At 67.0% G+C, this 17,665-nt stretch carries 24 protein-coding genes; 21 read left to right on the forward strand and 3 right to left on the reverse strand.

The features are described 5' to 3' along the window. Nucleotides 1–5: 5 nt before the first annotated feature. Genes C8261_RS07735 through C8261_RS07770 form a run of 8 tightly spaced genes read left to right on the forward strand, consistent with a single transcriptional unit; the run spans nucleotide 6 to nucleotide 6,198 of the window. Nucleotides 6–851: an MlaA family lipoprotein gene (locus C8261_RS07735; protein WP_107493094.1), complete on the forward strand. Its 846-nt coding sequence runs from the start codon at nucleotides 6–8 to the stop codon at nucleotides 849–851. Between the two features lie 4 nt (nucleotides 852–855). Then, entirely contained in the window at nucleotides 856–1,470 is a 615-nt protein-coding gene (locus C8261_RS07740; protein WP_107493095.1) for an MlaC/ttg2D family ABC transporter substrate-binding protein, read from the forward strand. Continuing rightward, the gene (locus tag C8261_RS07745) at nucleotides 1,470–1,745 is read left to right on the forward strand and encodes an STAS domain-containing protein (RefSeq protein WP_107493096.1); all 276 of its coding nucleotides are present in this window, start codon (nucleotides 1,470–1,472) and stop codon (nucleotides 1,743–1,745) included. Before C8261_RS07740 ends, C8261_RS07745 begins: the two co-directional genes overlap by 1 nt. 13 nt (nucleotides 1,746–1,758) lie before the next feature. After that, entirely contained in the window at nucleotides 1,759–2,655 is an 897-nt protein-coding gene (locus C8261_RS07750; protein ID WP_107493097.1) for an ABC transporter ATP-binding protein, read from the forward strand. Continuing rightward, nucleotides 2,648–3,418: an ABC transporter permease gene (locus C8261_RS07755; RefSeq protein WP_107493098.1), complete on the forward strand. Its 771-nt coding sequence runs from the start codon at nucleotides 2,648–2,650 to the stop codon at nucleotides 3,416–3,418. The genes C8261_RS07750 and C8261_RS07755 overlap by 8 nt, the downstream gene beginning before the upstream one ends. Before the next feature lie 23 nt (nucleotides 3,419–3,441). After that, nucleotides 3,442–3,699, forward strand: coding sequence for a BolA family protein (locus tag C8261_RS07760; RefSeq protein ID WP_107493099.1), 258 nt, complete (start codon nucleotides 3,442–3,444; stop codon nucleotides 3,697–3,699). Next, on the forward strand, nucleotides 3,699–4,955 hold the full coding sequence (murA, locus tag C8261_RS07765) for a UDP-N-acetylglucosamine 1-carboxyvinyltransferase (protein WP_107493100.1): 1,257 nt from the start codon (nucleotides 3,699–3,701) through the stop codon (nucleotides 4,953–4,955). Before C8261_RS07760 ends, murA begins: the two co-directional genes overlap by 1 nt. Nucleotide 4,956: 1 nt before the next feature. Next, nucleotides 4,957–6,198: a TIGR03862 family flavoprotein gene (locus tag C8261_RS07770; protein ID WP_268987177.1), complete on the forward strand. Its 1,242-nt coding sequence runs from the start codon at nucleotides 4,957–4,959 to the stop codon at nucleotides 6,196–6,198. On the opposite strand, the gene rnk is transcribed toward C8261_RS07770, so the two are convergent. Then, entirely contained in the window at nucleotides 6,199–6,585 is a 387-nt protein-coding gene (gene rnk, locus C8261_RS07775; RefSeq protein ID WP_107493102.1) for a nucleoside diphosphate kinase regulator, read from the reverse strand. 155 nt (nucleotides 6,586–6,740) lie between these two features. Here rnk and hisG point away from each other — a divergent pair, with 155 nt between their 5' ends. Both hisG and hisD read left to right on the forward strand, forming a co-directional pair. Further along, nucleotides 6,741–7,382 (forward strand): ATP phosphoribosyltransferase, encoded by a 642-nt coding sequence (hisG, locus tag C8261_RS07780; RefSeq protein WP_107493103.1) that lies wholly within the window; start codon nucleotides 6,741–6,743, stop codon nucleotides 7,380–7,382. Next, nucleotides 7,379–8,683: a histidinol dehydrogenase gene (gene hisD, locus C8261_RS07785; protein ID WP_107493104.1), complete on the forward strand. Its 1,305-nt coding sequence runs from the start codon at nucleotides 7,379–7,381 to the stop codon at nucleotides 8,681–8,683. The genes hisG and hisD overlap by 4 nt, the downstream gene beginning before the upstream one ends. A gap of 69 nt (nucleotides 8,684–8,752) precedes the next feature. Here the strand turns inward: hisD and hisC are convergent, their stop codons facing one another. Next, a complete protein-coding gene (hisC, locus tag C8261_RS07790) occupies nucleotides 8,753–9,823 on the reverse strand; it encodes a histidinol-phosphate transaminase (RefSeq protein WP_107493105.1) in 1,071 nt (356 codons plus the stop codon). A gap of 104 nt (nucleotides 9,824–9,927) precedes the next feature. Between hisC and hisB the strand changes: the two genes are divergently transcribed. The 10 genes from hisB to tatC all read left to right on the forward strand — a co-directional run bounded on the left by hisB (nucleotide 9,928) and on the right by tatC (nucleotide 15,437). Continuing rightward, nucleotides 9,928–10,515, forward strand: coding sequence for an imidazoleglycerol-phosphate dehydratase HisB (gene hisB, locus C8261_RS07795; RefSeq protein WP_107493106.1), 588 nt, complete (start codon nucleotides 9,928–9,930; stop codon nucleotides 10,513–10,515). Between the two features lie 37 nt (nucleotides 10,516–10,552). Further along, nucleotides 10,553–11,191: an imidazole glycerol phosphate synthase subunit HisH gene (gene hisH, locus C8261_RS07800; protein ID WP_107493107.1), complete on the forward strand. Its 639-nt coding sequence runs from the start codon at nucleotides 10,553–10,555 to the stop codon at nucleotides 11,189–11,191. 66 nt (nucleotides 11,192–11,257) lie between these two features. Beyond that, nucleotides 11,258–12,007 carry a 1-(5-phosphoribosyl)-5-[(5-phosphoribosylamino)methylideneamino]imidazole-4-carboxamide isomerase gene (gene hisA / locus C8261_RS07805; RefSeq protein ID WP_107493108.1) on the forward strand — a complete coding sequence of 250 codons (750 nt, stop codon included), beginning with the start codon at nucleotides 11,258–11,260 and terminating at the stop codon, nucleotides 12,005–12,007. Continuing rightward, nucleotides 12,007–12,765 carry an imidazole glycerol phosphate synthase subunit HisF gene (gene hisF, locus C8261_RS07810; protein ID WP_107493109.1) on the forward strand — a complete coding sequence of 253 codons (759 nt, stop codon included), beginning with the start codon at nucleotides 12,007–12,009 and terminating at the stop codon, nucleotides 12,763–12,765. The genes hisA and hisF overlap by 1 nt, the downstream gene beginning before the upstream one ends. After that, nucleotides 12,762–13,160, forward strand: a complete 399-nt coding sequence (gene hisI / locus C8261_RS07815; RefSeq protein ID WP_107493110.1) for a phosphoribosyl-AMP cyclohydrolase — start codon at nucleotides 12,762–12,764, stop codon at nucleotides 13,158–13,160. Before hisF ends, hisI begins: the two co-directional genes overlap by 4 nt. Beyond that, nucleotides 13,157–13,483 carry a phosphoribosyl-ATP diphosphatase gene (locus C8261_RS07820; protein WP_107493111.1) on the forward strand — a complete coding sequence of 109 codons (327 nt, stop codon included), beginning with the start codon at nucleotides 13,157–13,159 and terminating at the stop codon, nucleotides 13,481–13,483. Before hisI ends, C8261_RS07820 begins: the two co-directional genes overlap by 4 nt. Nucleotides 13,484–13,493: 10 nt before the next feature. Continuing rightward, entirely contained in the window at nucleotides 13,494–13,841 is a 348-nt protein-coding gene (locus tag C8261_RS07825; RefSeq protein ID WP_107493112.1) for a histidine triad nucleotide-binding protein, read from the forward strand. Nucleotides 13,842–13,853: 12 nt separating this feature from the next. Continuing rightward, complete coding sequence (gene tatA / locus C8261_RS07830; RefSeq protein WP_107493113.1) at nucleotides 13,854–14,090, forward strand: Sec-independent protein translocase subunit TatA; 237 nt, start codon at nucleotides 13,854–13,856, stop codon at nucleotides 14,088–14,090. Nucleotides 14,091–14,160: 70 nt separating this feature from the next. Further along, nucleotides 14,161–14,631, forward strand: coding sequence for a Sec-independent protein translocase protein TatB (gene tatB, locus C8261_RS07835; protein WP_107493114.1), 471 nt, complete (start codon nucleotides 14,161–14,163; stop codon nucleotides 14,629–14,631). Then, nucleotides 14,628–15,437, forward strand: a complete 810-nt coding sequence (tatC, locus tag C8261_RS07840; protein ID WP_107493115.1) for a twin-arginine translocase subunit TatC — start codon at nucleotides 14,628–14,630, stop codon at nucleotides 15,435–15,437. Before tatB ends, tatC begins: the two co-directional genes overlap by 4 nt. 105 nt (nucleotides 15,438–15,542) lie before the next feature. Here the strand turns inward: tatC and C8261_RS07845 are convergent, their stop codons facing one another. Beyond that, the gene (locus tag C8261_RS07845) at nucleotides 15,543–16,727 is read right to left on the reverse strand and encodes a Do family serine endopeptidase (RefSeq protein WP_107493116.1); all 1,185 of its coding nucleotides are present in this window, start codon (nucleotides 16,725–16,727) and stop codon (nucleotides 15,543–15,545) included. A gap of 163 nt (nucleotides 16,728–16,890) precedes the next feature. Here C8261_RS07845 and C8261_RS07850 point away from each other — a divergent pair, with 163 nt between their 5' ends. Then, complete coding sequence (locus tag C8261_RS07850; protein WP_107493117.1) at nucleotides 16,891–17,637, forward strand: Nif3-like dinuclear metal center hexameric protein; 747 nt, start codon at nucleotides 16,891–16,893, stop codon at nucleotides 17,635–17,637. The last annotated feature ends 28 nt before the right edge of the window (nucleotides 17,638–17,665 follow it).

The raw sequence follows: 17,665 nt of genomic DNA on the forward strand, positions 1-17,665 counted from the left end.
ATAAGATGAACGAAAAACCGGTCATTCAGTTGCGTCAGTTGGCGGTGGCCGCCTGTGCCGCGCTGCTGCTCGGCGGTTGTGCGTCCACCCCACGCAACCCCGACGATCCCCTCGAAGGCTACAACCGCGCCATGTTCAGCTTCAATGAGGGCCTGGACAAAGCCGTCGTGCGTCCGGCTGCCCAGGTCTATGAGCACGTCGCGCCGAAGCCGGTGAAGATTGGCGTGGGCAATTTCTTCAGTAACCTCGCCGACCCCTGGATCGGGCTCAACAACATGTTGCAGGGCAAGCCCGGGGCGGCCTTCTCGGACTGGATGCGTTTCCTGTTCAACTCCACCTGGGGTTTCCTCGGGTTGCTCGACATCGCCAGCGAGGCCGGTCTGCCCAAGCACGACGAGGACTTCGGCCAGACCCTGGCGGTGTGGGGTGTCGGTGAAGGCGCCTACGTAGTGCTGCCCTTCTTCGGTCCACGCACCGTGCGCGACGCCGCGGCCACTCCGGTCGACATGGCCGGCGACAGCGCCTGGCGCGCCGACCACGTGCGGACCCGCAACAGCTTCACCGCGCTGCGCCTCACTCACGTGCGTGCCGGCCTGCTCGGTGCCGACCGCACGCTGGAGGAGAGCACTTTCGACAAGTACGCCTACGTGCGCGACTTCTACCTCCAGCAGCGCCGCTTCAAGGTGCATGACGGCAATCCGCCGCTCGAATACGAGGATTTCGATGCCGCCGCACCGCGCCTTGGTGGCGTTGCCGCCGCAGCCGCGGACGCTGCCGTGGAACGCCTGGAATTGATCGACCCCACCGCTGCCGGACCCATGGCGGCCGCTCCGGTCTCCCCGCAGAGATAAACCCATGAAGAAGATCCTCTCCCTGTTCGGCCTGTTGTTCATCTTCGGCGGTGCTCAGGCCGCGATGCCTGCACCCGACGAACTGGTGCGCGCGGTAACCGGTGAGGTGCTGGAGATCGTCCGTGCCGATGATGCCATCCGCAACGGCGACCCGGCGCGTATCGCTGCGCTGGTGGATGAAAAGGTACTTCCGCACTTCAATTTCCGTCGCATGACCATGCTGGCGGTGGGGCGCGACTGGCGCCAGGCCAGCCCTGCGCAGCAGGATCGTCTGGTGGAGGCCTTCCGTACCCTGCTGGTGCGTACCTACTCCAATGCCCTCACCCAGTACCGCGACCAGACCATCGCCTTCCGCCCGCTGCGCGCGGCGGCCACCGACACCACCGTGCAGGTGCGCACCGAGGTGCAGCAACCCGGGGCCCAGCCGATCGGCATCGATTACATGCTGGAGCGTAGCGACAATGGCTGGAAGGTGTTCGACGTCGTGGTTGCCGGTGTCAGCCTGGTCACCAACTACCGCGGCACCTTTGCCCAGGAGATCCGCAGTGGTGGCATCGACGGGCTGATCCGCTCCCTCGAGGCGCGCAACGCCGAGCTCGCCAGCGGCGCCGCAAGCTGATGGTCGAGGTGCGCGATGGCGTGCTGCATGTGCGCGCCGCACTGACCATGCGCAGCGCCGCGGACATTCTCGAGCAAGGCCGCCGCGCGCTGGATGAGGGCGCACGGGTAGTGGATCTCGGTGCCGTGGACGAGGCCGACTCGGCCGCCCTCGCGGTGCTGTTCGCGTGGCAGCGCGCGGCCGGAGGGGCGCTGAGGGTGCGTGGCCTGCCCGCCGGGCTGGAGAGCCTCGCTGCCCTGTATGGGGTCGATGCCCTTTTGCAGCGCGAGCCGTGAAGCTGATCCTGCCGTGAGCATTCCCGCCATCCGCATTGCCGCGCTGACCAAGCGCTACGGCGCCCTGCAGGCGCTTGCCGGGGTCGACCTGGAAATCCACCAGGGCGAGTTCTTCGGCCTGCTCGGCCCCAATGGTGCCGGCAAGACCACGCTGATCTCGGCGCTCGCCGGCCTGGTGCGGCCGGACGGCGGCACCCTCGAAGTGATGGGGTACGACGTCGTCAGCGCTTACCGCAAGGCGCGCCGCGCGCTCGGCGTGGTACCGCAGGAGCTGGTCTTCGATCCCTTCTTCAGTGTGCGCGAGTTGCTGCGCATCCAGTCCGGCTATTTCGGCATTCGCGGCAACGACGACTGGATCGACGAGATTCTCGCCAGCCTGGATCTCACCGCCAAGGCCGGCGTCAACATGCGCGCGCTTTCCGGTGGCATGAAGCGTCGCGTGCTGGTTGCCCAGGCGCTGGTGCACCGGCCGCCGGTGATCGTCCTCGATGAACCCACCGCCGGCGTGGACGTGGAACTGCGCCAGGGGCTGTGGGCTTTCGTACGCAAGCTCAACCGCGATGGCCACACCATTGTCCTTACCACCCACTATCTCGAAGAGGCGGAAACCCTGTGCGGGCGCATTGCCATGCTCAAGGCCGGTCGCGTGGTGGCGCTCGATAGCACTGCCAACCTGCTGCAGCGCTTCGCCACCCATTCGCTGCGGGTGCGCCTGGAGAGGCCGCAGGCTGGCGTCGAACTCGGCGGGGTGGCCGATGGCGAGGGCTGGGTGGCCTTCGGCTTCGATGCCTATGCGGAGGTTGAAGCCTTGCTTGCGCGCCTGCGCGAGGCGGCGGCCGGCGTGCACGAGATCCGCCTCGGCGAGCCGGATCTGGAGCGGGTATTCGTGGAGGTGATGCAACGTGCATGAGTCTCCCTTCACCGGGTTCCGCACCCTGCTCTACAAGGAAGTGCTGCGCTTCTGGAAGGTGAGCTTCCAGACCGTGATGGCGCCGGTGCTCAACGCCCTGCTGTTCCTGCTCATCTTCTCCCACGTCCTCGACCGTCACGTCACCGTGTATGGCGACATCGCCTACACCAGCTTCCTGGTTCCCGGCCTGGTGATGATGTCGCTGCTGCAGAACGCCTTTGCCAACAGCTCGTCGTCGCTGATCCAGAGCAAGATCACCGGCAACATCATCTTCGTGCTGCTGCCGCCGCTGTCCTACCACCAGTTCTACGCCGCCTACGTGCTCGCCGCGGTGGCGCGCGGGCTGTTCGTCGGCTGCGGGGTGCTGCTGGTGGCGCTGCCCTTCGTCGAGCTGAGCTTCGCCCAGCCGCTGTGGATTCTCACCTTCGCCGTCCTCGGCGGTGCCATCCTCGGCTCGCTGGGGGTGATTGCCGGCATCTGGGCGGACAAGTTCGACCAGCTCGCCGGTTTCCAGAACTTCCTCATCCTGCCGCTGACCATGCTCTCCGGCGTGTTCTACTCCATCCACTCCCTGCCGCAGTTGTGGCAGGACGTCTCCCACGCCAACCCCTTCTTCTTCATGATCGACGGCTTCCGCTACGGCTTCTTCGGCCAGTCCGACGTGTCGCCGTGGTTGAGTCTGGCGGTGGTGGGCGTATCCTTCGTGCTGCTCGCGGCACTCACCCTGGCGATGCTCGCCCGGGGCTACAAGCTGCGGGCGTGATCCCGCAAAGTGAAAGAATCGCAATGTTCCCAGCAGAAGAAATCAAGCGTCTGATCGAGGCCGGCCTGGCCTGCGACTACGTCAATATCCAGGGCGACGACGGTGTGCACTTCACCGGCATCGTCGTCAGTGCAGCCTTCGACGGCCTGCCGCGCGTGCGCCAGCATCGGGCGGTGTACGCCACCCTCGGCCGGCTGATGGGCAACGAGATCCATGCCCTGCAGCTGCAGACCTTCACGCCGGCAAAGTGGGCCGATGTACGCGGGGAGCTCGGACTCTGATGGACAAGCTGCTCATCGAAGGCGGCGTGCGCCTGTCCGGCGAGGTTGCCGTCTCCGGCGCCAAGAACGCCGCCCTGCCGCTGTTGTGCGCGGCGCTGCTGACCCGCGAGGCGGTCACCTTCACCAACGTGCCGCAGCTGAACGACATCGGCACGCTGCTGAAGATCCTTGCCGGCATGGGGGTGAAGGTCGACCGTGATGCCGCCGCCGGCACCGTCACCCTGGACGCCTCGACGCTGGGCGAGCCGGTCGCACCCTACGAGCTGGTGAAGACCATGCGCGCCTCGATTCTCGTCCTCGGCCCGCTGGTGGCGCGCTGTGGCGAGGCGCGGGTGAGCCTGCCTGGCGGCTGCGCCATCGGTGCACGTCCGGTGGATCAGCACATCAAGGGTCTGCAGGCGATGGGCGCCGAGGTACGGGTCGAGCATGGTTACGTCCATGCCCAGGTGCCACGCCTGAAGGGCGCGCGGCTGTTTACCGACATGGTCACCGTCACCGGCACCGAGAACCTCATGATGGCCGCCTGCCTTGCCGATGGCGAGACGGTGATCGAGAACGCCGCGCGCGAACCCGAAGTCGTGGATCTGGCCAACTGCCTCGTCGCCATGGGCGCGCGCATCACCGGCGCCGGTACCGACGTGATCCGCATCCGCGGTGTCGAGCGCCTGTCCGGCACCACCCACCGCATCATGCCCGACCGCATCGAGACCGGCACCTACCTGTGTGCGGCGGCGGCCAGCGGCGGGGAGATCCGTCTCACCAACACTTCGTCGTGCTACCTCGATGCGGTGATCGACAAGCTGATGGACGCCGGCTGCGAGATTGTCGCCGAGCGCGACACCATCCGCCTCAAGGCGCCAGCGCGCCTCACCGCGGTCAGTGTGCGCACCTCGCCGTATCCAGCCTTTCCCACCGACATGCAGGCCCAGTTCATGGCCATCAACTGCGTGGCAGAGGGCACTGCGGTGATCCGCGAGACCATCTTCGAGAACCGCTTCATGCACGCGGTGGAACTGCAGCGCCTGGGCGCCGACATCCGCATCGACGGCAACACCGCGGTGGTGCAGGGCGTTGCCGGCCTGCAGGGGGCGACGGTGATGGCCACCGATCTGCGCGCCTCCGCCAGCCTGGTGATCGCCGGCCTGGTGGCCGAGGGCGAGACCGTCATCGAGCGCATCTATCACCTCGACCGCGGCTACGAGCGCCTGGAAGACAAGCTCGCCGCGCTCGGCGCGCGGGTGCGCCGGCTGGCATAGCGTGGCGCAGCCGCGCGCGCTCATCGTCGGCGGCGGCCCGGCCGGGCTGATGGCCGCCGAGGTGCTGGCCGCGGGCGGGGTGGCGGTCGACCTGTACGACGCCATGCCCTCGGTGGGGCGCAAGTTCCTGCTCGCCGGGCGCGGCGGGCTCAACATCACCCATTCCGAAGCGCTGGCCGATTTCCTCGCCCGCTACGGCGCGCGGCGCGCCTTCATCGAGCCGCTGTTGCAGGCCTTCGGGCCGCAGGCCTTGCGCGACTGGGTGCATGGGCTGGGCGTGGAGACCTTCGTCGGCTCCAGCGGCCGGGTGTTTCCGCTCGGCATGAAGGCCGCGCCGCTGCTGCGCGCCTGGCTGGCGCGTCTGCGCGCGGGCGGCGTGCGTATCCACGTGCGCGAACGCTGGCAGGGGTGGACGGCGGACGGCGCGCTGCACTTTGACGGCGCAGCCGGCGCCCACGACGAGCGTGCCGATGCGGTGGTCTTTGCGTTGGGCGGTGGCAGCTGGGCGCGCTTTGGCGCCGACGCGCGCTGGATGGTGCCGTTTGCCGAGCGCGGCATTGCGCTGGCGCCGCTGCGCCCGGCCAACTGCGGTTTCGAGCGCGCCGGCGGCTGGTCCGAATACCTGTGCGCACGTCATGCCGGGCAGCCGCTGAAGAATGTCGCCCTGTCCTTCGTCGATGCGCAGGGGGCGCGTCACACGCGCACCGGCGAATGCCTGCTGACCCGCAGCGGGCTGGAAGGCAGCCTGATCTATGCGCTCTCCGCGCCCATGCGCGACGCCCTGGAGGCTGCGGGCAGTCTGCGCATCGAACTCGACCTGCTGCCCGCGCGCGAGCTGGCCTGGGTGGAAGCGCAGCTCGCCCGTCCGCGTGGCAGCCGCTCGCTGGCCAGCCACCTGCAGGGCAAGCTGGGATTGACCGGACTGAAGAGTGCGTTGCTGCACGAAGTGCTGGGCCGCCAGCTGCCTGCTGCGCCGGCGGCGCTGGCGGCTGCCGTCAAGGCATTGCCGTTGACGCTGTCGGCCACGCGGCCGCTCGACGAGGCAATCAGCACTGCCGGCGGGGTGCTTTGCGAAACGCTCGATGCGCAGCTGATGCTGCGCGAGTTGCCCGGGGTCTTCTGTGCCGGCGAGATGCTGGACTGGGAGGCGCCCACCGGCGGCTATCTGCTTACCGCCTGTCTGGCCAGCGGCCGGGTGGCGGGGCAGGGCGCGCTGGCCTGGCTGGCACGGCGTCCGGGCTGATCAGGCGGCAGGTTGCTCCACCGCCATCACGCGGATGCGGATGGCCTTGCCCTCGGGGCCCATCCAGTCGATGCTCTGGCCGGTGGACAGGCCGAGCAGGGCACTGCCGGCAGGGGAGAACACCGAGACCTTGCCGCCGTCCTGGCTCGCTTCGTGCGGGTACACCAGGGTCAGCGCGTACTCGCGCCCGCTCAGCTCCTCGCAGAAGCGCACCGCACTGCCCATGGTGATGACGTCGGCGGGCATGTCCTCCGCTTCGCGCACGTCGGCGCGGGCGAGTTCGTCGCGCAGGCCGTCGAGATCGCTGCGGCTGCGCGCGTTGGGTGCGTGCAGCATGCCTTCCAGGCGTTCGAGGTCGGTGGAGGAGATGATGATTTCGGGCTTCATGGCTGGGTCTCTCGCAGGAGGGCTCCGGGAGTCGGTACGAGTCGGGAAAAGTAAAAACGGCTGAACCGCCGCACGCGGTTCAGCCGAGCGCACAAGGCTAACAGAAGCCGCGCCGGGTTACAATGAGCGCCACTTCGCAATCCCGAGGCGCCTTCGTGTCCAGCATCACCCTCGCCCTCTCCAAGGGCCGCATCTTCGAGGAAACCCTGCCGCTGCTTGCCGCGGCAGGCATCGAACCGACCGACAATCCCGAGAGTTCGCGCAAGCTCATCATCGGCACCAACCGCCCGGACGTGCGGCTGGTGATCGTGCGTGCCACCGACGTGCCGACCTACGTGCAGTACGGCGCCGCGGACCTCGGCATCGCCGGCAAGGACGTGCTCCTCGAACATGGCGGCGCCGGGCTGTACCAGCCGCTGGACCTCAACATTGCGCGCTGCCGGCTGTGCGTGGCGGTGCCCAGGGGCTTCGACTACGCCGCTGCCAGCAAGCCGGGCGGGCGCATCCGCGTGGCCACCAAGTACATCAACAGCGCCAAGGCCCACTTCGCCGCCAAGGGCATGCACGTGGACCTGATCAAGCTCTACGGCTCCATGGAGCTGGCGCCGCTGGTCGGTCTGGCCGACGCCATCGTGGATCTGGTGTCCACCGGCGGCACGCTGCGCGCCAACAACCTGGAGGAGGTCGAGGACATCATGCCGATCAGCTCGCGTCTGGTCGTCAACCAGGCCTCGCTGAAGCTGAAGCGCGAACTCATCCAGCCGGTGCTGGATGCCATTGCCGGAGCGGTGAAATGAGCCCGACCATGCGCAGGCTGGATGCCCGCGAAGCCGAATTCCTGTCCACGCTGGACGCCCTGCTGGCCTTCGAGGCTGAGGCCGACGAGCGCATCGACGCTGCGGTGAGCGAGATCCTGCGCGCGGTGCGTACAACCGGTGATGCGGCGGTGATCGAGTACACCCGCCGTTTCGACCACCTCGAGGTGTCGTCGATGGCGGCGCTGGAACTGCCACATGCCGAACTGAAGGCGGCGCTCGACAGTCTCTCCGTGGAGCAGCGTGAGGCCCTGCGCATCGCCGCCGACCGCGTGCGCCAGTACCACGAGCGCCAGAAGATCGCCTCGTGGTCCTACCAGGAGGCCGACGGCAGCGTGCTCGGCCAGCAGGTCACCGCACTCGACCGCGTCGGCCTCTACGTGCCGGGCGGGCGCGCCTCCTACCCCAGTTCGGTGCTGATGAACGCCGTTCCCGCCAAGGTGGCCGGGGTGGGCGAACTGATCATGGTGGTGCCCACCCCGCGTGGCGAGAAGAACCCGCTGGTGCTGGCCGCGGCGGCGATCGCCGGCGTGGACCGGGTGTTCACCATCGGCGGCGCGCAGGCGGTGGCGGCACTGGCCTACGGCACGCAGACCATTCCGCAGGTGGACAAGATCGTCGGTCCGGGCAACGCCTATGTGGCCGAAGCCAAGCGCCGGGTGTTCGGCACGGTGGGCATCGACATGGTGGCCGGCCCCTCCGAGGTGCTGATCATCTCCGACGGCAGCGGCAATCCGGACTGGGTGGCGATGGATCTGTTCGCTCAGGCCGAGCACGACGAACTGGCGCAGTCCATCCTGCTGTGCACCGACGCGGCCTTCATCGACGCGGTGGCGGCCGCTGTCGAACGCCTGCTGCCGACCATGCCGCGGCGCGAGATCATCGCCAGGTCGCTCGCCAACCGCGGTGCGCTGATCCATGTGGACAGCCTCGAGCAAGCCTGCGCGATCGCCAACCGCATTGCGCCGGAGCACCTCGAACTGTCGCTGGAAACCCCCGAGCCGTGGGTGGAGAAGATCCGCCACGCCGGCGCGATCTTCGTCGGCCACCACTCGGTGGAGGCGCTGGGCGACTACTGCGCCGGCCCCAACCATGTGCTGCCGACCATGCGCAGCGCGCGTTTTTCCTCGCCGCTGGGGGTGTACGACTTCCAGAAGCGCACCAGCATCGTCAATATTTCGGACGCGGGCGCGCAGACGCTGGGCCGGGTGGCCTCCATCCTTGCCCACGGCGAAGGCCTGCAGGCCCATGCGCGTTCGGCTGAGATGCGTCTCAAGAGCTGACGGCCACCGTGTCCGCGTCAACGCAAACGGCCCGCGTGAAGCGGGCCGTTTGCGTTGACGCGGGGATGTTCAGCCCAGCAGTTCGCCGAGTACGCGCACCAGCTGGCCGCACTGGCTGTCGGTGCCGACGGTGATGCGCAGGAACTGGTCGATGCGCGGGGCCTTGAAGTGGCGCACGAGGATGGCGCGGTTGCGCAAGGCCAGGGCCAGTTCGCCGGCGTCGTGGCGGGGGTGGCGGGCGAAAACGAAGTTGGCCGCCGAGGGCAGGACTTCGAAGCCGAGTGCGGCGAGATCCGTGCTGAGCTGCTCGCGGGTGGCGATGACGCGGCGACAGCTCTCCCGGAAGTGCGGCTCGTCTTCTACCGAGGCCACCGCGCCGGCGATCGCCATGCGGTCGAGGGGATAGGAATTGAAGGAATTCTTGAGCCGCTCCAGCCCTTCGATGAGGTCGGCATGGCCGACCGCGTAGCCGACGCGCAGACCAGCCAGCGAGCGGCTCTTGGAGAAGGTCTGCACCACCAGCAGGTTGGGGTGGCGGTTGACCAGGCCGATGGCGCTCTCGCCGCCGAAGTCGATATAGGCTTCGTCGATCACCACCACGGCCTCCGGGTTGCCGGCGACGATGCGTTCGATGTCGTCCAGTGCCAGCAGGCGGCCGGTGGGGGCGTTGGGGTTGGCGATGATGATCGCCCCGGCGCGTTCCCCGCCCTGGGGCAGGTAGTCGTCGGCGCGGATGCTGTAGTCGTCGGCCAGCGCGATCTGGCGCCGGGCGATGCCGTAAAGGTCGCAATACACCGGATAGAAGCTGTAGGTGATGTCCGGGAACCACAGCGGGCGTTCATGCCTGAGGAGGGCGTGGAAGATGTGGGCGAGCACCTCGTCGGAACCGTTGCCGACGAAGACCTGCTGCGGCTGCACGGCGAAGCGTGCCGCGAGGGCGCCTTTCAGGCGTTCGGCGTTGGGATCCGGGTACAGGCGCAGGGAATCCGCCACTTCCATGCGGATGGCCTGCAGTGCCTTCGGCGACGGACCATAGGGGTGCTCGTTGGTGTTGAGCTTGACCAGGTTGTCGATCCGCGGCTGTTCGCCAGGTACATAAGGGGTCAGGCCGTGGACCACGGCGCTCCAGAAACGGCTCATTGCTCGGCTACGCTAGTTGGGGGGAAGGGCTGCCTGTTGCGGCAGTATTCTGCGGCGATGGTATCATGGCCGTTGTTCATTTCCTTTGCGTCACGCACTGCGCCATGCGGCAAGCCGAAGTCACCCGTAATACCCTGGAAACGCGCATCACCGTCAGCATCGATGTGGACGGCTGCGGCAAGGCCGAACTCGCCACCGGGGTGCCCTTTCTCGATCACATGCTCGACCAGATCGCCCGCCACGGCGCCATCGACCTGGTGGTGAAGGCCGAGGGTGACACCCACATCGACGATCACCACACCGTCGAGGATGTAGGCATCACGCTCGGGCAGGCCTTTGCCAAGGCGCTCGGCGACAAGAAGGGCATCCGTCGCTATGGTCATGCCTACGTACCGCTCGACGAGGCGCTGTCGCGGGTGGTGGTGGATTTCTCCGGTCGCCCGGGGCTGCATTACTTCGTCAGCTACACGCGGGCGCGGATCGGCAGTTTCGATGTCGATCTGGCGCGCGAGTTCTTCCAGGGCTTCGTCAACCATGCCGGCCTCACCGTGCATGTCGACAACCTGCGCGGCGACAACGCCCACCATCAGTGCGAGACCATCTTCAAGGCCTTCGGCCGTGCGCTGCGCATGGCCGCCGAGCGCGACGAGCGCGCCGCCGGCGTGGTTCCTTCCACCAAGGGCGCGCTCTGACGCATCTCCGAATTTCCACCGACAAGAGAATTCCGTGATGACCACAGTGGCCATCATCGACTACGGCATGGGCAACCTGCGCTCGGTTGCCAAGGCCGTCGAGCACGTTGCCGACGGCCAGCAGGTGGTCGTGACTTCCGATCCCGCAGTGGTGCGTGCCGCCGCGCGGGTCGTCTTCCCCGGTCAGGGCGCGATGCCCGACTGCATGCGCGAACTCGACGCCCGCGGCCTGCGCGAGGCGGTCATCGAGGCCGCGCACAGCAAACCCTTTCTCGGCATCTGCATCGGTCAGCAGATGCTCTTCGCGCACAGCGCCGAAGGCGACGTGGCCGGTCTCGGCATTCTCCCCGGTGAGGTCGTGCGCTTCGACGATGCGCGCATGCGCGGCGCCGACGGCCTGCGCCTGAAGGTGCCGCACATGGGCTGGAACGAGGTCTGGCAAAGCGCTGCCCATCCCCTGTGGGCGGGCATTCCCGACGGCGAGCGCTTCTATTTCGTGCACAGCTATCACGTCGTGCCCGCCGATGCCGGGCTCGCTGCGGCGCATACCGACTACGGACTGCGCTTTACCAGTGCGGTGGCACGGGCTAATATCTTTGCGGTCCAGTTCCACCCCGAGAAGAGCGCAGCGGCAGGCCTGCGCCTGCTGGCAAACTTTGTCCGCTGGGCGCCCTGAGCCATCCCTGCGGCGCACTTGGCGCGCTGCGCTGATTCCCTCCACTCCTCGTATCCGATACCCGTCATGCTGCTGATTCCCGCCATCGACCTCAAGGACGGTCACTGTGTTCGCCTCAAGCAGGGTGAAATGGACGACGCCACGGTGTTTTCCGAAGAGCCCGCGGCGATGGCCCGGCACTGGATCGATCAGGGCGCGCGCCGCCTGCATCTGGTCGATCTGAACGGCGCCTTTGCCGGCAAGCCCAAGAATGAGGCGGCCATCCGTGCGATCTGCGAGGAGGTCGGCGACGACATTCCGGTGCAGCTCGGCGGCGGCATCCGTGATCTCGACACCATCGAGCGCTACCTCGACAACGGCATCTCCTACGTCATCATCGGCACCGCCGCGGTGAAGAATCCGGGCTTTCTGCACGATGCCTGCGGCGCCTTTCCGGGCCACATCATCGTCGGCCTCGATGCCAAGGACGGCAAGGTAGCCGTCGATGGCTGGTCGAAGATGACCGGACACGACGTCGTCGACCTGGCGCGCAAGTACGAGGATTACGGCGTCGAAGGGGTCATCTACACCGACATCGGCCGCGACGGCATGCTCTCCGGGGTCAACGTCGAGGCCACCGTGCGCCTCGCCCAGGCCCTGCGCATTCCCGTCATCGCCAGCGGCGGCATTGCCAGCCTGCTCGACATCGACGCCCTCTGCGCGGTCGAGCCGGAAGGCGTTGTGGGGGCCATCACCGGCCGTGCGATCTACGAGGGCACGCTCGACTTCGCCGCCGCCCAGGCGCGCGCCGACGCCCTCAACGGCGGTCCCGCCTGATGCTCGCGAAACGCATCATTCCCTGTCTGGACGTCAATGCCGGGCGCGTCGTCAAGGGCGTTAACTTCGTCGAGCTGCGCGATGCCGGCGATCCCGTGGAAATCGCCCGGCGCTACGACGAGCAGGGTGCCGACGAGATCACCTTTCTCGACATCACCGCCAGTTCGGACGCACGCGACATCATCCTGCATGTCGTCGAGCAGGTCGCCGAACAGGTCTTCATTCCGCTCACCGTCGGTGGCGGAGTGCGTACCGTGGAAGACGTACGGCGTCTGCTCAATGCCGGTGCCGACAAGGTCAGCATCAATACCGCGGCGGTGAATAATCCGCAGATCGTCGCCGATGCCTCTGCCAAGGTCGGCAGCCAGTGCATCGTGGTGGCAATCGACGCCAAACAGACCGCGCCCGGCAAGTGGGAGGTGTTCACCCATGGCGGGCGCAACAACACCGGGCTGGACGCCATCGAGTGGGCAAAGAAGGTCGAGTCCCTCGGCGCCGGGGAGATTCTGCTCACCAGCATGGATCGCGATGGCACCAAAATCGGCTTCGATCTCGGACTGACCCGCGCGGTGTCCGATGCCGTGGGCATCCCGGTGATCGCCAGCGGCGGTGTCGGCACCCTCGAACATCTTGCCGAGGGGGTCAGCGCCGGCCGTGCCGACGCGGTACTGGCGGCCAGCATCTTCCATTTCGGACAGCATACGGTGCGTGAAGCCAAGGAGCTGATGCGCAGCCGGGGGATCGAGGTGCGCCTGTGACAACCAATGCTTCGCGCTGGCTCAACGAGGTGAAGTGGGATGAACACGGCCTGGTGCCGGTGATCGCCCAGGAGGCGTCGAGCGGCGACGTGCTGATGTTTGCGTGGATGAACCGCGAAGCGCTGCAACTGACTGCCGAGAAGGGCGAGGCCATCTACTGGTCACGTTCGCGGCGCAAACTGTGGCACAAGGGCGAGGAGTCCGGGCACGTCCAGAAGGTCGTCGAGATCCGCATCGACTGCGACAACGACGTGGTCCTGCTGCGTGTCGAGCAAGAGGGCGGCATCGCCTGCCACACCGGGCGGCACAGCTGCTTCTTCCAGAAATATTTCGCCGATGGCCGCTGGGAGGCCGTCGATCCCGTAGTGAAGGATCCGAAGGAGATCTACCGATGATCGACATCGAAGTGCTGCATCGCGTCGCCAATACCCTTGCCGAGCGCAAGAAGGCCGACCCTGATGCGTCCTACGTCTCCAGTCTGTACACCAAGGGCACCGACGCAATCTGCAAGAAGGTCGCCGAGGAGGCCGCCGAGACCATCATGGCGGCCAAGGACAAGGACATGCTCCACCTGGTCTGGGAGGTGACCGACCTGTGGTTCCACTCCATGGTCCTGCTCGCCCATCATGGTCTGTCTGTGGACGACGTGCTTGCCGAGTTCCGCCGCCGTGAAGGCGTGTCGGGCATCGACGAGAAGAAGTCGCGCAGCGCGGTCTGAGGACGGGTCGATGAGCGACTGCATCTTCTGCCGCATCGTTGCCGGCGAGATCCCGGCGAAGAAGATCTATGAGGACGAGCTGGTGCTCGCCTTCCACGACATCAATCCGATCGCCCCGGTGCACTTTCTGGTGATTCCCAAGATCCACGTTGCCTCGATGGCCGAGCTCGGCCCCGAGCACGAGGCGGTGATGGGGCGGGTAATGAGCGTGGCCGGCAAACTTGCGCATGAGCAAGGCGCCACCGACGGCTTCCGGACTATCATCAACACCGGCAGGGTGGGCAGGCAGGAGGTGTATCATCTGCACGTTCACGTCGTCGGTGGGCCGGAAGTGCTTCCGGCCATGTTGAAGCGTTAAGGAGACAATCTGATGGGTTCTTTCAGCATTTGGCACTGGCTGATCGTGCTGGTGATCGTGCTGCTGGTTTTCGGCACCAAGAAGCTGCGCAACATTGGCCAGGATCTGGGCGGCGCGGTGAAGGGGTTCAAGGACGGCATGAAGGAAGGGGATGCCGCCGCAGGCGATGCAGGCGCGCAGCAGAAGCTCGCCGATGATGGCAAGACCATCGATGCCGAGGCCCGCGAGAAGGCCGACAAGTCGGCCTGAGGCATGCAGGCCTCTGATGAGGGGGCACCTTGAGGTGCCCCTTCTCACTTTGTGCTGGATAGAGAGCTAAATGTTCGATTTCGGTTTTTCCGAACTCATGCTGATCGCCGTCGTTGCACTGGTGGTGGTCGGCCCCGAGCGCCTGCCCAAGGTGGCGCGTGCGGCAGGCCACATGCTCGGCCGCCTGCAGCGTTACGTCGGTGACGTGAAGTCCGACATCCAGCGCGAGATGCAGCTGGAGGACCTCAAGAAGCTGCAGCAGCAGGTCGAGCACCAGGCCCGTGAGCTGGAAGGTTCGCTGCGCGGGCAGATGAACAGCGTCGAAAGCGAGATCGACCGCAGCGTTGCCGAGGTCCGCGAGGTCGTCGCCCCCGCCAGTGCGGGCGCCGACGGCAGCCCTGCCAGTGGCAGTGCCCTGCTCGGCGAGGCGCCAGCGACGGTGACGGCGGTGGAAGAGGCGGTGGATGCACAGCCCTCGCCGCAGCTCGAACTCGGCCTCGATCCCGCAGTCACGGACAAGCGTACGGCGGACAAGGCATGAGCAGCGCCATGCAGGACACCTTCATTTCCCATCTGATCGAGCTGCGCGATCGTCTGCTGCGCGCCCTCGTCGCCGTGCTGGTGGTCTTCGTCTGTCTGATGCCGTGGGCGGGCGACATCTACGATCTGCTCGCGCTGCCGATGATGAACACCCTCCCGGAAGGCACCAACATGATTGCCACCGGGGTGGTCACGCCCTTCTTCGTGCCGGTGAAGGTCACCCTCATGGTGTCCTTCGTCCTCGCCCTGCCGGTGGTGCTCTACCAGGCGTGGTCCTTCATCGCTCCTGGCCTGTACAGCCATGAGCGCCGCATGGCGATCCCGCTCGTCCTCGGCACCACCCTGCTGTTCCTCGCCGGCATGGCGTTCTGCTACTTCTTCGTGTTCGGCATGGTGTTCCAGTTCATTGCCGAGTTTGCCCCCAAGAGCATCGTGCCGGCGCCGGACATCGAGCAGTACCTGTCCTTCGTGATGACCCTGTTCCTGGCCTTCGGCCTCACCTTTGAGGTGCCGGTGGTGGTCATCGTGCTGGTCAAGGCCGGCATCGTCACCGTCGAGAAGCTCAGGGAGGCCCGTCCCTATGTGATCGTCGGTGCCTTCGTGATTGCGGCCATCGTAACCCCGCCCGATGTCATCTCGCAGTTCATGCTCGCCGTGCCGATGTGCCTGCTGTTCGAACTCGGCATTGTGCTCGCCCGCTTTGTGCGCAAACCCGTGGCAGCGAGCGATTACGTCGCCCCGGATGGTGCCGAGATGGATCGCGAACTCGACCGTATCGAGGCCGCCGAGCGCAGCGACAAGCCCTGAGCGTGCATTGTGCGCGGGGGGCGGGGCGCCTGAGGGCAGTCCCGCCTGCCAGGGCTGAACGGCAGGGCGGGCAGCCGGCCGTGACAACTGCCCGCCGCGCCCCTCTTACTTGCGACGCGTGTTGGCGGCGCCCGGGGTGGGGCGCCGACCCACTTCCACCTTCAGGTCGATCTCCGCGGCGGCGCGGCGGATGCGGAACTCGGCGATCTGTCCCGGGGGCAGGGCGGCCACCAGTTCCAGCATGCTCTTGGTGTCGCGCACCTGACGACCGGCCACGCCGACCAGCACGTCGCCCGGGCGGATGCCCGCACGTTCGGCCGGGCTGCCGCGCAGCACGCCGGCGATGAGCGCACCGGAGGTGTCGCCGAGACCGAAGGATTCGGCCAGTTCAGGGGTGATTTCCTGGATTTCCACGCCCACCCAGCCGCGGGTGACCTCGCCGCTGACAACGATCTGTTCGAGGACGTTGCGTGCCAGCGAGACCGGGATGGCAAAGCCGATGCCCAGCGAGCCACCGGAGCGCGAATAGATCGCCGTGTTGATGCCGACCAGGTTGCCGGCGCTGTCGACCAGGGCGCCACCGGAATTGCCCGGATTGATCGCCGCATCGGTCTGGATGTAGTTTTCGAAGGTATTGATGCCAAGCTGGTTGCGGCCAAGCGCGGAGATGATCCCCATGGTCACCGTCTGGCCGACGCCGAAGGGGTTGCCAATGGCCAGCACCACGTCGCCTACGCGCAGGGTGTCGCCAGCGGCGAAGGTGATTACCGGCAGCTGTTCGGCGGTCACCACGCGCAGCACGGCGAGGTCGGTTTCGGGGTCGCGGCCGACGAGCTGTGCGGGGAACTTGCGGCCGTCGTTGAGGGCGACCTCGATCTCGTCGGCGCCGTCGATGACGTGGTTGTTGGTGAGGATGAAGCCGTCAGGGCTGACGATGACCCCGGAGCCGAGGCCGGAGGCGCGCTGGCGCGGCGCATTGTCCTTGCCGTTGCCGTCGCCAAAGAAGTGGCGGAAGAGCGGGTCGTCGAGCAGGGGGTGGCGCTGGGTCGTCGTCGCCTTGCTGGTGAACACATGGACGACGGCCGGCATGGAGCGGTCGGCGGCGGCAGCATAAGTACCCGGTTCACCGCTGCTGGCTGGCGGCGGGGCGTTTCCGGGTGCCTCGAAGATGGCCACCACCGAGCCCGGGGTGCCGTTCTGCAGCCATTCGGGCTTGAGCGTGGTGATGACGAAGAGTACGGCGACGCTGATCGTCACCGCCTGGGCGAAGACCAGCCACAGGCGGCGCATCAGGCGTGCTCCTGGCGGCTGGGCGTGAGCAGGCGCGGAAGGCGGTGAAGCAAGGTCAGGGTTCCTGGAACGGGCGCAAGGGCACCACTTTTGGGGATAATGCAGTTTTCAAAACCGCTGGCGCGGCCCTCCGGCTGCGCCAGTTCACCGGGGCGACGGGCACATGCAACTGGAAGCACTGCACAGCTACCTCAACGATCTGCTGGAGGTCTCGCGTTTCCGCGATTATTGCCCAAACGGTTTGCAAGTGGAAGGACGCGCCGAGGTGCGCCGCGTGCTGTGCGGCGTCAGCGCCAGCCAGGCGCTGGTCGATCTGGCCTGCCGTGAGGCCTACGACGCCGTGCTGGTCCACCACGGCTACTTCTGGAAGGGCGAGGACGGGCGCATCACCGGCATCCGCCGCCGCCGGCTGGCAGCCCTGCTCGGTCACGACGTCAGCCTGCTGGCCTATCACCTGCCGCTCGATGCCCATGAACTGCTCGGCAACAACGCGCAGTTGGGCCGGCTGATGGGCTGGCGGCCGTGCGGACGTTTTGCTGATCAGGAACTCGGCTGGGTGGGGGAGCCGGCTCAGGTGGAAAGCGCTGCCCAGGTCGCACGCTCGGTCGCCGCGCGTCTGGGGCGGGAGCCGCTGCTGGTCGGCGAAGGCAGCCGTCCGGTGCGCAAGGTGGCGTGGTGCAGCGGTGGCGCCCAGGGCTACTTCGAGCAGGCCATTGCCGCCGGCGCCGATCTCTACCTCTCGGGAGAGATCTCCGAGCAGACCGTTCATCTGGCCCGCGAATCAGGCGTGCCCTACATTGCTGCCGGCCATCACGCCACCGAGCGCTATGGCCCGCGCGCGCTCGCCCACCACCTGCAGGCGGAACTCGGGGTGGAGGCGGCTTTCGTCGACCTTGACAACCCGGTCTGAAGCGCCCCCGGCCCGCATTTCTCACACC

Origin of the sequence: Pseudothauera lacus, assembly GCF_003034845.1 — a bacterium.
Classification (GTDB): Bacteria; Pseudomonadota; Gammaproteobacteria; order Burkholderiales; family Rhodocyclaceae; genus Pseudothauera; species Pseudothauera lacus.